Annotated in this window: 17 protein-coding genes; 13 read left to right on the plus strand and 4 right to left on the minus strand. The window is 70.5% G+C overall.

The genetic code is table 11. From position 1 onward, the window contains the following. Positions 1 to 246, minus strand: a 246-nt coding sequence (locus tag BLU79_RS45605) for a helix-turn-helix domain-containing protein (RefSeq protein WP_371132078.1), incomplete at its 3' end; no start/stop codon positions are given. A gap of 158 nt (positions 247 to 404) precedes the next feature. Here BLU79_RS45605 and rutA point away from each other — a divergent pair. Then, on the plus strand, positions 405 to 1,472 hold the full coding sequence (gene rutA / locus BLU79_RS45610) for a pyrimidine utilization protein A (RefSeq protein WP_093911964.1): 1,068 nt from the start codon (positions 405 to 407) through the stop codon (positions 1,470 to 1,472). Further along, positions 1,469 to 2,146: an isochorismatase family protein gene (locus tag BLU79_RS45615; RefSeq protein WP_093912006.1), complete on the plus strand. Its 678-nt coding sequence runs from the start codon at positions 1,469 to 1,471 to the stop codon at positions 2,144 to 2,146. Before rutA ends, BLU79_RS45615 begins: the two co-directional genes overlap by 4 nt. A 216-nt stretch (positions 2,147 to 2,362) precedes the next feature. Here the strand turns inward: BLU79_RS45615 and BLU79_RS45620 are convergent, their stop codons facing one another. Next, a complete protein-coding gene (locus BLU79_RS45620) occupies positions 2,363 to 2,899 on the minus strand; it encodes a GtrA family protein (protein ID WP_256333744.1) in 537 nt (178 codons plus the stop codon). 208 nt (positions 2,900 to 3,107) lie between these two features. After that, the gene (locus BLU79_RS45625; RefSeq protein ID WP_093911965.1) at positions 3,108 to 3,947 is read right to left on the minus strand and encodes an NAD(P)H-binding protein; all 840 of its coding nucleotides are present in this window, start codon (positions 3,945 to 3,947) and stop codon (positions 3,108 to 3,110) included. Between the two features lie 124 nt (positions 3,948 to 4,071). On the opposite strand from BLU79_RS45625, the gene BLU79_RS45630 reads away from it, so the two are divergent. Beyond that, the gene (locus BLU79_RS45630) at positions 4,072 to 4,467 is read left to right on the plus strand and encodes a winged helix-turn-helix transcriptional regulator (protein WP_093912007.1); all 396 of its coding nucleotides are present in this window, start codon (positions 4,072 to 4,074) and stop codon (positions 4,465 to 4,467) included. 49 nt (positions 4,468 to 4,516) lie between these two features. Here the strand turns inward: BLU79_RS45630 and BLU79_RS45635 are convergent, their stop codons facing one another. After that, on the minus strand, positions 4,517 to 4,993 hold the full coding sequence (locus tag BLU79_RS45635; RefSeq protein ID WP_093911966.1) for a MarR family winged helix-turn-helix transcriptional regulator: 477 nt from the start codon (positions 4,991 to 4,993) through the stop codon (positions 4,517 to 4,519). Between the two features lie 82 nt (positions 4,994 to 5,075). Here BLU79_RS45635 and BLU79_RS45640 point away from each other — a divergent pair, with 82 nt between their 5' ends. The 10 genes from BLU79_RS45640 to BLU79_RS45685 all read left to right on the plus strand — a co-directional run bounded on the left by BLU79_RS45640 (position 5,076) and on the right by BLU79_RS45685 (position 13,291). Then, on the plus strand, positions 5,076 to 5,450 hold the full coding sequence (locus BLU79_RS45640) for an HGxxPAAW family protein (RefSeq protein WP_093911967.1): 375 nt from the start codon (positions 5,076 to 5,078) through the stop codon (positions 5,448 to 5,450). Positions 5,451 to 5,508: 58 nt separating this feature from the next. Beyond that, on the plus strand, positions 5,509 to 6,387 hold the full coding sequence (locus tag BLU79_RS45645) for a DUF2797 domain-containing protein (RefSeq protein ID WP_093911968.1): 879 nt from the start codon (positions 5,509 to 5,511) through the stop codon (positions 6,385 to 6,387). 125 nt (positions 6,388 to 6,512) lie between these two features. Beyond that, positions 6,513 to 6,899: a WXG100 family type VII secretion target gene (locus tag BLU79_RS45650; protein WP_143052600.1), complete on the plus strand. Its 387-nt coding sequence runs from the start codon at positions 6,513 to 6,515 to the stop codon at positions 6,897 to 6,899. A gap of 51 nt (positions 6,900 to 6,950) precedes the next feature. Next, positions 6,951 to 8,666: a cysteine peptidase family C39 domain-containing protein gene (locus tag BLU79_RS45655; RefSeq protein ID WP_256333745.1), complete on the plus strand. Its 1,716-nt coding sequence runs from the start codon at positions 6,951 to 6,953 to the stop codon at positions 8,664 to 8,666. 89 nt (positions 8,667 to 8,755) lie between these two features. Continuing rightward, entirely contained in the window at positions 8,756 to 9,241 is a 486-nt protein-coding gene (locus BLU79_RS45660) for a protease inhibitor I42 family protein (RefSeq protein WP_093911970.1), read from the plus strand. Between the two features lie 7 nt (positions 9,242 to 9,248). Further along, complete coding sequence (locus BLU79_RS45665; protein WP_093911971.1) at positions 9,249 to 9,659, plus strand: hypothetical protein; 411 nt, start codon at positions 9,249 to 9,251, stop codon at positions 9,657 to 9,659. A gap of 116 nt (positions 9,660 to 9,775) precedes the next feature. After that, on the plus strand, positions 9,776 to 10,159 hold the full coding sequence (locus tag BLU79_RS45670) for an antibiotic biosynthesis monooxygenase family protein (RefSeq protein WP_177001456.1): 384 nt from the start codon (positions 9,776 to 9,778) through the stop codon (positions 10,157 to 10,159). Positions 10,160 to 10,406: 247 nt separating this feature from the next. Continuing rightward, entirely contained in the window at positions 10,407 to 10,625 is a 219-nt protein-coding gene (locus BLU79_RS49655; RefSeq protein WP_256333746.1) for a hypothetical protein, read from the plus strand. Between the two features lie 270 nt (positions 10,626 to 10,895). After that, positions 10,896 to 11,636, plus strand: a complete 741-nt coding sequence (locus tag BLU79_RS45680) for a response regulator transcription factor (protein ID WP_093911972.1) — start codon at positions 10,896 to 10,898, stop codon at positions 11,634 to 11,636. Further along, positions 11,633 to 13,291 carry a sensor histidine kinase gene (locus tag BLU79_RS45685; protein WP_093911973.1) on the plus strand — a complete coding sequence of 553 codons (1,659 nt, stop codon included), beginning with the start codon at positions 11,633 to 11,635 and terminating at the stop codon, positions 13,289 to 13,291. The genes BLU79_RS45680 and BLU79_RS45685 overlap by 4 nt, the downstream gene beginning before the upstream one ends. The last annotated feature ends 9 nt before the right edge of the window (positions 13,292 to 13,300 follow it).

A 13,300-nucleotide genomic window follows, 5' to 3' on the forward strand; every position in this document is an offset into this window, starting at 1 on the left:
GGTCGAGCGGTCCACACCGAACCAGCAGGCCAGCACGTCGTGAGTAGTGCCATGGCGCAGACTCACCAACGTGGCCAGCAGCCGGTCGACGAAGACGAGCCTGTGCTTCGCCCCGGCACCTACAGCCCGCTGCCGCGATCGAGCCGTGAGCCGGGCCTGATGCTGCTCGTGCCACAACGGCCCGACCTCGGCGATCAGTTCACCGATCACATCCGACGACAGCCCAGTGATCCGGTACTCCGCCACGATCAACTCACGCGCCCCAGCCCCCACCATGCACAGCTCAACGAGCCACCTGGAGGCTGAGCCACGGCCAACCATGCACGAGGTCGTTAGCATCACCCGGTACCACCCCCCGGACTCCGGCCCTCCGGCCCTGGCCCCCCGACCCGCTGAGGAGCGGTATGGACATCGGCGTATTCATCCCCATCGGCAACAACGGCTGGCTCATATCGAAGAGTTCACCGCAGTACATGCCCACCTTCGAGCTGAACAAGGCCATCGTGCAGAAGGCCGAGGAGCACGGTCTCGACTTCGCGCTGTCGATGATCAAACTCAAGGGGTTCGGCGGCGAGACGGAGTTCTGGGACCACTGCCTGGAGTCGTTCACGCTGATGGCGGGCCTGGCCGCGGTCACGGACCGCATCAAGCTGTACGCGTCCACGCCGATCCTCGTCCTGCCCCCGGCCATCGTCGCCCGGATGGCCACGACGGTCGACTCGATCGCCCCCGGCCGCTTCGGCATCAACATCGTCACCGGCTGGGCGCCCGGCGAGTACTCCCAGATGGGCCTGTGGCCCGGCGACGAGCACTTCGGCAACCGCTATGACCGGGCCGTCGAGTACGTCACCGTGATGAAGGAGCTGTGGCGCGAGGGCGTCAGCGACTTCAAGGGTGAGTTCTACGAGATGGACGACTGCGTGCTGTCGCCGCGCCCGGCGAACGGCCACATCGACATCGTCGCCGCGGGCCAGAGCAACACCGGCATGCGGTTCGCCGCCGAGCACGCCGACTACAACTTCATCCTGGGCAGCGGCGTCAACACCCCGCTCGCCTTCGCCGACACCACGGCGACGCTGGTGGACGCGGCACGCGAGACCGGGCGGGACGTCGGGGCGCTCTCCCTCTTCATGGTCATCGCCGACGAGACGGACGAAGCCGCCCAGGCCAAGTGGCGCGACTACCACGACAACGCCGACCACGCGGCCCTCGCCTACATGGCGGGCGAGTCGGCCACCGACACCACCGCCGACGACTCCTCCACGGCCCGCACCATCGTGCTGCCCGAAGGCGCGGTGAACTTCAACATGGGCACGCTCGTGGGGTCGTACGAGAGCGTCGCGCGGATGCTCGACGAGGTCGCCGAGGTCAACGGCACCAAGGGGATCATGCTGGTCTTCGACGACTTCCTGGCGGGCATCGAGAACTTCGGCACGCGCATCCAGCCGCTGATGAAGTGCCGGCGGGCATGAGTGGGTTACGGCGGCAGGCCGGGCGGGAGGAGTCGCGGGAGGAGTCGCAGGAGGGCGACTACGAGCGGGCCGGCTTGGACGGTCACCTCGCCCCCGGCACCTCCCCGGCCCTGCTCCTGGTGGACCCCGCCCGCGCCTACGTGGACCCCGAGTGCCCCCTGTACGCCGGGGTCGAACCGGCCGTGGAGGCGATGAAGGCGTTGCTGGCGGGCGCACGGCGAGCGCGGATTCCCGTGGTCGTCACGCGTGTGCGGTTCCGGCCCGACGGCGGTGACGGCGGCGTCTTCTTCCGCAAGGTGCCGACGCTGCGGGTGTTCGCAGAGGGCAGTCCGTACGGCGACTTCATCGCCGGACTCGCCCCCGCCGAGGACGAGTTGACGGTCACGAAGCAGTACCCGAGCGCCTTCTTCGGCACGTCGCTGGCGGCGTACCTCACCGCCCACCGCATCGACACGCTCCTCATCGGCGGGCTGTCGACGAGCGGGTGCGTGCGCGCCACCGCGCTCGACGCGATGCAGCACGGGTTCGTCCCGGTCGTCGTGGAGGAGGCGGTCGGCGACCGGGATCCGGACGTGCACGCGGCGAACCTCTTCGACATCCGGCACAAGATCGGGGAGGTGTGGCCCATGGAGCGGGCCATGGGCTATCTCGTGGGGGCGGGGGAGCGGCTTTGAGAACAGCGGTGGTCGCGGGAAACCCGAAACCCGAAACCCGCCTCGGGCACCCTCGACGCGGGACGAGACTCGTGGAGGAACTCGCCGGACGGCCCCCGGACAGGGGCGTCGACGTGATCACGCTGGGTCCGGGGTTGCTCGGCCGGTGCGACGAGCGGGTGGCCGAGCCGTACGGTCTCTCGCGGCGGCGGAGGTGGTCGTCCTGAGGGGCAGTGGTTATGCGACGGACGGGACCATCGGGGCGTACGTGGCGCGCTGGGGACCGGTGCCGAGGGCGTCGGCGGACAGGGCGGCGCGGGGCTGAACCGGGGCCGTCGCCTCCTTCTTCCGCTCGGCGAACACGAACAGCCGCAGGACCAGGAACCGGCCGATCCCGGCCAGCCCGGAGGCGGTGAGGTAGACGGCCTGCTCGCAGAGCAGCGAGGGCGACTGCTGGACCGCGTGGAGTATGAGCATCGCGGCCGTCGTCACGAGGTAGGCGGCGATGGCCGAACCCGCCGACTGCAGATGCCGGCGCAGTCCCGCGCGGCGTCCGGTGCCGAAGGTGAACAGGGCGTGCAGCTCGGTGCACAGGAGGGTGGAGGCGACGGTGATCAGAGCGTTCGCCAGCGCCCAGGGCATCGCCGTGGCCAGCAGCGGCACGGCGGCCCCGGCGAGCAGCCCGACACCGCCGCCGCACACCACGAATCGGACGAAGGAGGAGAGGGCGCCAGGCTTCGACGGCATCGGCTTCGGCGGGAGCTGCGACTCCATGGCGGTTTCCTTCCGGGCGGACCTGGACCTCTGACGGATCCACAGCTCACCCCGGCACGGCTTCAGCGGTGCCTCAGTCGAGCTTCAGCCGGGATCAACCGAGGTCAACGATTCCGTTGTCCGCGCGTGGAAACGATGGAGTGACCTGCCGGAAGGAAGGTGGGGCAGGCTCCACCACGGCTCCTGCACTGCGCCCTACTGAGCGCCCTCACGCCGCTCCCTCCTTGAACGCCCCCACGCTGCGCCCCGCCCACTCCGCGAACGGCCGCGCGGGCCGCCCGAGGACCTTCTCCACATCCGGGCTCACCCGCCGCAGCGCGGCCGACGGAGCCCCCAGCATGTCGAGGGTGCTCTCGACGACCGGCTCCGGCATGAACCCGAGCATGCGCTCCCGGGCCTCGGCGCGGCTCAGTTCGACGAACCGCACCGCCTCACCGAGCGCCTCACCGATCGCGGCCGTCTGCTGTCGGGGCGAGACGGGTGCCGGGCCGGTCAGCTCGTAGACCTCGCCGTAGTGCCCGGGCTCGCGCAGCGCCACGGCGGCGACCTCCGCGATGTCGGCCGGATCGACGGTCGGCAGGGCGACGTCGCCGAAGGGCGCGGCCACTTCCCGGCGTGTGCGGACCGTGTCGGCCCACTGGAGCGTGTTGGAGTGGAAGCCGCCGGGGCGCAGCATCGTCCACTTAAGTCCCGTTGCCTTGACGGCTTCCTCCAGGAACGGGGGGTGGTCCCCGGTGCCGACGCCCTGGGACGACAGCAGCACCACACGGCGGACACCCGAGTCCCGTACGACGTCCAGAACGGCACCGAGGTCACCGTCGGCCGCCATGAAGTCGCCGGACGTCAGGAGGAACAGGGCCCCCGCCCCGTCGAGCGCGGGCGCCAGGCGCTCGGGTTCGGTCAGGTCGGCCTGGTGGTGGCGGGTCCCCGCCGGCACATCCCGCGCGGAAATCCGGCGCGAGACGGCGGTCACCTGCTCGCCCGCGTCCACGAGGGCCCGTACAAGTGGCCGTCCCACATTGCCCGTTGCTCCGGTCACCACGATCATCTTCGGTCTCCGTTCCGAGTTCGGATCTCATGCCTCGTCTCGTACGGCGACGCTACTGTTGTGGAGGTAGTAGGTACCTAGAGGAAAGTATTGGCGAGCGGGGGCAGTTGTGACCGAGGACACAATGAAGCGGGTTCCGGGCGGGGTCGCTCCCGAGAACGCCTGCCCGATCGCCCCCGTCGTGGACATCGTCTTCAGCCGCTGGACCACCCCGATCCTGTGGGTGCTCCACGAGTACGGCCGTCAGCGCTTCGTCGAACTGGAGCGCCGTATCGCCACGATCACGCCGAAGGTGCTGACGCAGCGGCTGCGGCAGCTGGAGCGGGACGGGCTGGTCGTGCGCACCTATTTCCCCGAGGTCCCGCCGCGCGTGGAGTACGAGATCAGCGAACTGGGGCGCAGCCTGGCGCCGTTGTTCGCCGCGCTGTCCGAGTGGTCCGTCAATCTGGGCGAGGTCGAGCGGGCGCGGGTGGCGTACGACGCCCGGGAGGCCGGCCCCGGCCGGGGGCGCGGCCGTTGAGCCTGCCGGCGAGGAGGGCGGCGTGGCGGGCGATGGGTCGGACGGTGCGTCAGTCGGGGCGGCAGTGTTCTTCCAGGTAGCCCGCCGCCAGCGCGCTCGCGCGGGTGAACCAGTCGGTCAGGACGGCGACCTCGTCGGGTGAGTAGTCGGCGAAGAGGTCCATCAGGCGGGCGTAGTACGGCTCGTAGATCTCACGGATACGGGCCTCCGCATCCGGTCGCGCGGCCACGCGCACACGGCGGCGGTCCGTCGGGTCGGGGCGGCGGGTGACGTAGCCCGCGCGTTCCAGGCGGTTGAGGATGCCGGTCACCGCGCCCGTGGTGACGTGGGCGCGTGCCGCCAGGTCGCCGGCCGTGAGCAGGTTCTCGCCGGCTTGCAGCACGTAGGCGAAGCAGGTGAGGTCCGTGACGTTGAGGCCGACCTGTGCGGCGATCTCCTGCTGCCCGACCATCGCGGTCGCGATGAGGTCGTCCATCGCCGTCAGGGCCTGGGCCGGGGAGGCGGCGGGGCGAGGCTTGGCTTGCATTCCAGATTGCCTTAGTTCGTGAGAGATTTATGCGCTAAATTTCTTACAAGGTGAGAGGTCTTGGTCCGGAGGGAGCAGGTACATGAGCCAGTATGACGAGGGGCATACGGTCGCAGGATGGACCGGAACCGCGATCGCGACCGTCGGTTCCGCCGTGCTGGGCGCGGGGATATGCATGGTTTCGGCGGTGTTCATCGCGGGCGGGACCGGGATTCTGGCGGCGAGCGTCCTGGTCACCTGGGCGCTGCATCTCGCCGGGTGGGGCAAGCCGCCGGGCGTCCGGCCGCGCGGTGAGTGGCGGATGGGAGCGCGCGACCTGACCGCGCGGGACGGGCATCCGGACTGCTGGGGATGCCGGTTGGCGGGGCGTGGTCGGCGTACGGCGGGGGTGGTGGCGTCCGAGGTGGGTCCCGTGGGCGGGGAGCCCGAGCCCGCTGCCGCTGAGGCCGGGCGCTGACGCGGGCGCCGTTGTCGCGGGCGCTGTTGTCAGTGGCAGCCCATACGCTCGAAGAGCGATGGCACAGGCATGGAGATGCAAGGGGCTGCGCTGGTCGGCGAGCGGTCCCGAGCTGGCGTGGGGCGGTGGGCGGCGCTCGGCGCTGACCTGGGGGAAGCGGGTGGCCTTCGGGGTCGCGGAAGGGGGCGTGCGGACATGCGTGGGAGCGCGGAGGAACGCGTGTCCGGTGCGGGCGGTCGTGCCGGGGCGGAGCACAGGGGCGCGGTGCGAGGAGTGTGCGCGGCTGGACCGGGCGCACTCGGTGGCCGCCGACACGATCGCGGACGACCCGCGGCCGTATCACGTATATCTGGCGTGGTTCGGCCCCGGCATGACCAAGGTCGGCATCACCGCTCTTGAACGCGGCTCGGCACGGCTGTTGGAGCAGGGCGCGGTCTGCTTCAGCTGGCTGGGCGTCGGCCCGTTGATGGCGGCCCGGCGCACCGAGGAGCTGTTGCGCGCGGCGCTGCGGGTGCCGGACCGGATTCCGTACGGCGACAAGCGGGCGGTACGGTCCGCGCTGCCGGAGTCGGCGGCGGAGCGGGCGGCCGAGGTGGCGGACCTGCACGCCCGGGCCGCGGCGCTCCCTGGCTGGCCCGAGTCGCTCGACCGCGAGCCCTGCCAACCGGTGGACCACGCGGGGGTGTTCGGCCTCGCGGACCTCCCGGCCGCTGTCGGTGAGGTGAGCGGGCTCGTCGCGGGCGGGGCGGTGAGCGGGCGGTTGGTGGCGGCTGCCGGGCCGGATCTGCATGTGGAGACGGGGGGCGGGGTGGTCGTGGTCGACACGCGGCTGATGACGGGGTGGGAACTGGTGCCGGTGGGTGAGGACAGTGAACTCACGCTTCCGGTACGGGAGTTCAAGAGCAAGGGCGCGGGGGTGCAGGACGAGTTGTTCTGAGCCGCGGTGAGCCGTGGTTGCGGTCGCTCGCCCGGGTCGAAATGGCGCCGGACAAAGGGCGTTTGAGCTGCGGTTTGTCATGTTAAGCTCACGCGGCGATCAAGCAGCTGAAGCGGGGGCACAGCATGAGCAGCTCGGGCGGATACGACGTCCAGCGAAGCGGGATGAGCAGCGAGGCGGACAAGCTCGACCGTGCTGGTGATGACACCGGGAACATCCGCACCGCCATCTCCGCACTCCCCTGCTACTCCTCGGACGCCCTCGGCGGCTCCGACAGCGGCCCGGCCTACACCCGCTTCGCCGCTGCCTGGCAGGCCGAGGCGAAGGTCCTGGAAGAGGCGCTGCACGAGCTCGCCGACAAGGTCCGCGTCTCCAGCCAGGCCTATGGCGGGGCCGAGCAGCAGGCCGTGGCCGGGCTGAGGTCGGCTGTCGCCGGCAGCGGCGCGGGGCCGACGCCGACACCGCCGCCGGCCGGGGGCGTGCCGGTGACGACGAGTTCTCCCTTCGGGTAGACGCCGGATCCCACCGGATACCGCCGGATCCCACCGGATACCGCCGGACCCTTGGACCGCCGGATCCCACCGAGGCCGCCCGAGGCCTTCGCCGACCTGGACGGCGTCGCTCTGACGTCGCCCGCCACTTTCCTGCCCACCGCACCGATGGGGTACCAGTCAGCCATGCCCGACGCCGGGGAATCCACCACCGACCGCCGCGAGGAACTCGCCGCCTGCCGCAAGGACATCGCGGGCGCGGACAGCAAGAACGACCTCGTCGGGGCGATCAACAGGGCCCTGGGCATCTCCCCGCCCGTCGGCGACCCGGGAGTCCTCAACGACCTCGGGGTGACCTACCAGAAGAAGGCCGACGACGCCGAGAAGATCCACGACGACGTCAAGGCCGTCGGCACCAAGGGACTGCCGAGCGTATGGGTCGGTCAGACGGGTGCCCAGGCGTCCGAGGTCGTCGCGGCCGCCTACCGGGACGCCGACCAGATGGCCATAGCCTTCCGCGCCGTGGGCAACCAGCTGATCCGCCTCTCCGGTGCACTGGAGTCGGCCCGCAGCGAGGACAGTGGTGGACGCGGGCAACTGCGTGAGGCTCTGACCATCCTCGGCGCGGAGGACGGCTTCTTCGACGACATGATCGAGAAGGACGAGGAGGAGGCGGAACGGCTGCGCGCCCGCTCCATCGCCGACACCGGCGCGCACCGTATGCACCAGGCCGCCGAAGCGGCCGACGACGCCGCCAGGGCCGCGGCCCGGGAGCTGAACAAGTACGCCTCCGAAGCGCGCGCCGGCCGGCTCGGCACCGACGAGATATCCGCCGCCGACCGTCTCGTCCTCGCCGACACCGCCGTCCCCGGCGGCCCGCAGGAGTGGAACGAGCTGCTCACTGCCACGGATCTGGAGCGGTCCGGCAAGCGCATGGAGAGCATGAACGCGAAGGACCGGGCGGAGTTCGAGCGGATGCTCTCCGAGGCCAAGTCGCCGCAGGAACGCGCGTATCTGATGAAGGCCCTCGCCGCCGGATACGGCATGGACGAACTCGGCGAGTTCCGCGACAAGATCCACGGCAAGGACCCGGCCTGGCTGCAGCGCCATCTGACCCCGGTGGTCACGCAGGGCGACAGCATGAAGAACGAGGGCCTCAACCCCGACGGTGCGAACACCAACTACGACGAGGTCACCTTCAACGGGAACAAGTGGTCCCAGGACGGCAACACCTGCGTCCCGTCCTCGACGGTGAACGCCCGCGCCATGGTCGACCCGATCTACGCACTTGAGCTGACCGGTGGTCCGTCAGGTCAGGAGGACGACCCCGCGGCCTTCCGCGAGCGCCTGACGGCGGAGCAGGAACGGGTGCACGAAGAGGGCGACGGGAACTACGAATACCACTTCCCCTGGGGTCGCTCTCCCTCCGGCATGGACAACGACGGCAAGACGACCATCGTCAACGAGGAGATCAGCCCGCACACGGGCAGCTCGTACGAGTTCCAGGAGACCCGCAGCGCCGACGCCCGCCGTGATGTCCTGCCCGACATCGAGCGGGCGGTCGCCGAAGGCAAGCCGGTGCCGATCGGCGTCGAGGGGCACCCGGACGGCGAGCGAGTGGGCCACGCGATGATGATCGTCGGCCAGGAAGGCGACATGCTCCAGGTCTACAACCCTTGGGGCCGCACCACCTGGATCAGTGAGGACGACTTCATCAACGGCCGGATGGGCAAGGCGTCCGACAACCGTATGCCGGACGCCTACGCCGTTCACCTCCCCGCCGACTGAGCCCGGCCCTCCCCGACTGAGCCCGGCTCCCCGACTGAGCCGGCCCCCCCCGGATGAGCCCAGGACCCCCGATGACCCCAGGACCCCCGATGACCAGCACCCCCCGACCGCCACACCGCCGGCCCCGCCTCCGACAGCTCCTCCTGCCGGTCGCGGCTTCCGCCGTACTCCTGCTCACCGGCTGCGGACTGGCCGGTCCCGCGGAGTACGACACCGAGACGCGCACCATCGAGGCCGAGGCCGGGGAGGAGTTCAGCATCACCGTCCCCTACTCCCCCGGGCAGGGTGAGTGGTGGTACCGCGTGGACCCCCGTCCCGACGACGAGGTCGTCCGCATCGGCGACGAGCACCAGGACCTCGACGGATCGGACCTCGACGGCGGGACCGACGGCACCAAGTCCTTCGACTTCGAAGCCGTGGGGCCCGGCACCACCAAGATCCGGATCCTGCACTGCCCCGTCGGCACCTGCGTCGGCTCGGGCGCCTCGGTCTCCCCCTCACCCGTCGCGAGCCCTCAGCAGACCAGCACCGACCCCCAGCCGCGCTACTACACCTACACCGTCACCGTGAGGTAATCCCGCCATGGCCCCGCACCCCGCCCCCGATCCCGCCCCCGCTCCCCGCACCGAAGCCGAACTCGCCGAACGAGACCTCACGGTGCTCCTCCGCTACGGCCTCACCCGCCCCGGCCCGCAGCGCACCGCGCTGTTCGGCGACGGTGCGGTCGGCGCCGCCGTCACCCTCGACGGCCTCGGCGTACGGCCGCGCGCGGTCGCGTACCTGGCCAAGCTGGTCCGCGCGGGCGGCGTCCGCCATGCCGCCACGCTGCCCGAAGTACTGCCCGGCGCGCAGGCGAACGCCCTGGTCCTCGACTGGCTGTCGACGGCGGCCGCGCACGACCCCGCAGTCGACGGCGACGAGGCGATGGCCCGCTGGCTGATGGCGGTGGCGGATGTCATGGGGCTGCGGGAGGCGGTACGGCCGGAGGGCTGACAGCCGGGCCGGGGCAGGTGCGCCGCGCACCGGAGGGTAAAGAGTTGGATCCCTCCGGGATCCCTTTCGGCAAGGAACCTGGACGCCGCATGCTGCGGGGGCCGACTGTGGGTGACATGAGCGATCACCAGATGACACCTGTCGTTCCTGTGCCCATTCCCGCCCACGAACCCCCTTACTACGCCGTCGTGTTCACCTCCGTACGCACCGACGGCGACGGTGGATACGGCGCGACCGCCCAGCGCATGGGCGAACTGGTCAAGGAGATCCCCGGGTTCCTCGGCGAGGACTCCGCCCGCACCCCCGGAGGTCTCTCGATCACCGTCGCCTACTTCAGGGATCTCGCCGGCATCGAGCGGTGGCGGGACCATGCGGAGCACCGTGAGGCCAAGGCATACGGGCGTACGAACTGGTACGAGCGCTACTCGCTGCACATCGCCAGGGTCGAGCACAGCAGCGGGTTCGAGCGGGCGAGCGCACCGGACCGCCCGGCCCGGTGAGGGGTGCTTCCCCTCGCCGTGGTCCTGACGGCGGCCGGCACCGCGAGCGCCGTGCCGTTCGGCGGGCACGCGGCCGTGCCGTTCGGCGGTTACGCGCACCGCACCGCACCGTCACCGCGGCCGGCGGCGAGACCTTCGACCTGAAGCCGGCCGCCGGCCCGACCGTGCTGCCCGCCTCGGACCGCAGCACGGTGCGGGTCAAGGGCGCCGGATACAACCGCGCCCAGGGCATTTCCTCGCGTTCTGCGTGATCCCCGAGGGCATCCGCGTCGGCGACCCTTCGACGTACACCACCCTCCCCGGCCCCTGTCTCCCCGGCGCCGAGACCAAGGACGGGGCCTCGCGCCGTATCACCGACACCGGCACGGGAACCCCCGGCATCACGCTCCCGTACGAGGACGGCGGCAGCTTCCGTACGACGCTGGAGAAACATCCGGCCCGAGATCAAGGACGGCGTTGTCTGTGACGTGAACGTACGCTGCGCGATCGTCACCCGCGCCGACTTCACGGCGACCGGCCAGCGGCTGTACGACCAGTACATTCCGGTCCACTTCGTCCCCAACTCCCAGTGCTGACCTGCGAGTTCGGCACGAGAGGCCCACTGCTCGCGCTGCCGGAACGGTGGGTCTCCCGTGTCGATCACCCAAGCGCCCGCTGAGAGTCCCCTGTGTGTTTCTTAGGAAAATCACAGGTTTCGGAAAGCGTGTTCTAAGAGGACCCCGACATTGTTTCCAGCATGACCACGACCTCGCCCCAGGGGCGCACCGAACTGCTGAGGCCGGACGGGAGCCCCGTCCGAGTGCTTGTGGTGGACGACGAGCTGTCGATCACCGAACTGCTGTCCATGGCCCTTCGCTATGAAGGCTGGCAGATCCGCAGCGCGGGAGACGGCCAGGGTGCCGTCCAGACCGCGCGTGAGTTCCGGCCCGACGCCGTCGTCCTGGACATGATGCTGCCGGACATGGACGGGCTGACCGTCCTCGGGCGGCTGCGTCGGGATCTGCCGGACGTTCCGGTGCTGTTCCTGACCGCCAAGGACGCCGTCGAGGACCGTATCGCCGGGCTCACGGCCGGTGGCGACGACTACGTCACCAAGCCGTTCAGCCTGGAGGAGGTCGTGGCCCGGCTGCGCGGGCTCATCCGGCGCTCCGGTGCGGCGGACCGGCGGTCGGACTCCGTGCTGGTCGTCGGCGACCTGACGCTGGACGAGGACAGCCACGAGGTCTCGCGGGCCGGGGAGGGCATCCACCTCACCGCCACCGAGTTCGAGCTGCTGCGGTTCCTGATGCGTAATCCGCGGCGCGTGCTCAGCAAGGCCCAGATACTCGACCGCGTGTGGTCGTACGACTTCGGCGGACAGGCCAATGTCGTCGAGCTGTACATCTCCTACCTGCGCCGGAAGATCGACGCCGGTCGCGAGCCGATGATCCACACCCGGCGCGGTGCCGGCTACCTGATCAAGCCCGCGGCGTCATGAGCGGGCGACGGCGACCGCGTGCGCAGAAGCGGCAGCGGCGGACGGGGCAGCCGCGCACCCTGCGGACGCGGCTCGTCGTCGCGTCCGTGGTGTTGATCGCTGTGGTGTGTGCGGTGATCGGTACGGTGACGACGCTCGCGTTGCGTTCGCACCTGTACGAACAGCTGGGCACCCAGCTCGCCGAGGTCGGCGATCGGGCTGCCGGCAAGCCGCCCGGCGCCGACCCCGGCAAGAACGAATCGGACAAGAACGACCCCACCGACAGCGACGCGCCCGACAAGGCCGCCCAGACCGTCGACCTCGGCGATTTCGCGAAGCGCGCAGGCGGCCCGGGATCGTCCGGCACGGTCATCGCCCTGGTCCAGAACGGCGTCATCACCGAGGCCAAGGTCGGCCAGAAGTCCGACGACAGCACCACCGCCGACAACTTCGGAATGGTGGCCAATGACCTCACCAAAGCCCAGGAAGCGGCGCTCAACGAGGTCGCCCAGGACAAGCAGCAGCACACCGTGGATCTGGGCAGCCTCGGCGAGTACCGCGTGCAGTACCGGACGACCGCCGACAGCTCCCGCGGTTACTACGTCGCCATCCCCACCGACGAAGTCACCAGCACCCTCAACACCCTGATGCTCATCGAGGCCAGCGTCACCGCCGCCGCCCTCGTCGCCGCCGGCATCGCCAGCTCCGTCCTCGTCGGCGTAGCCACCCGCCCCCTCCGTCGAGTCGCCGCCACGGCAACCCGCGTCTCCGAACTCCCCCTCCACACCGGCGAGGTCAACCTCAGCGAACGCGTCCCCGAGTCGGAGACCGACCCGCACACCGAGGTCGGCCAGGTCGGCGCCGCGCTCAACCGCATGCTGAACCACGTCCACGGAGCCCTGCACTCCCGCCAGCAGAGCGAGATGCGGGTACGCCAGTTCGTGGCCGACGCCAGCCATGAGCTGCGCACCCCCCTCGCCTCCATCCGCGGGTACGCCGAGCTGACCAGACGCGGCAGGGAAGAGGTCGGCCCGGACACCAAGCACGCCCTCGGCCGGATCGAGTCCGAGGCCGGGCGTATGACCCTGCTCGTCGAGGATCTCCTCCTGCTCGCCCGGCTCGACGCCGGGCGGCCCCTCCAGTTCGAGCAGACCGACCTCATCCCGCTCGTCGTCGACACCATCAGCGACGCCCGCGCGGCCGGCATGGACCACAACTGGCGCCTCGACCTGCCCGACGAGCCCGCGCTCGTGTCCGGAGACGCGGCTCGGCTCCAGCAGGTTCTCATCAACCTGCTCGGCAACGCACGCAAGCACACCCCACCGGGTACGACCGTCACCGCCCGTGTTCAGCGGCGCGGGCCATGGATGTGCGTGGACGTCGAGGACAACGGTCAGGGCATCCCGTCGGATCTGCTCCCGCACGTCTTCGAACGGTTCGCCCGCGGCGACTCCGCGCGCTCCCGTGCCACCGGCTCGACCGGCCTCGGCCTGGCCATCGTGCAGGCCGTGGCGACCGCGCACGGCGGCGCGGTGACCGTCGACAGCGTGCCCGGACGCACCGTGTTCACGGTGCATCTGCCGGCGCTTCCGACGCCGCCGAGCCCCGAAATGAGCTGGCAACAGCACTCACAGGCACAGCACAGTGTCACCACATGGGCGGAACAGGGCGCCTGACGAAAGTCG

This window comes from Streptomyces sp. cf386, from assembly GCF_900103585.1.
Classification (GTDB): Bacteria; Actinomycetota; Actinomycetes; order Streptomycetales; family Streptomycetaceae; genus Streptomyces.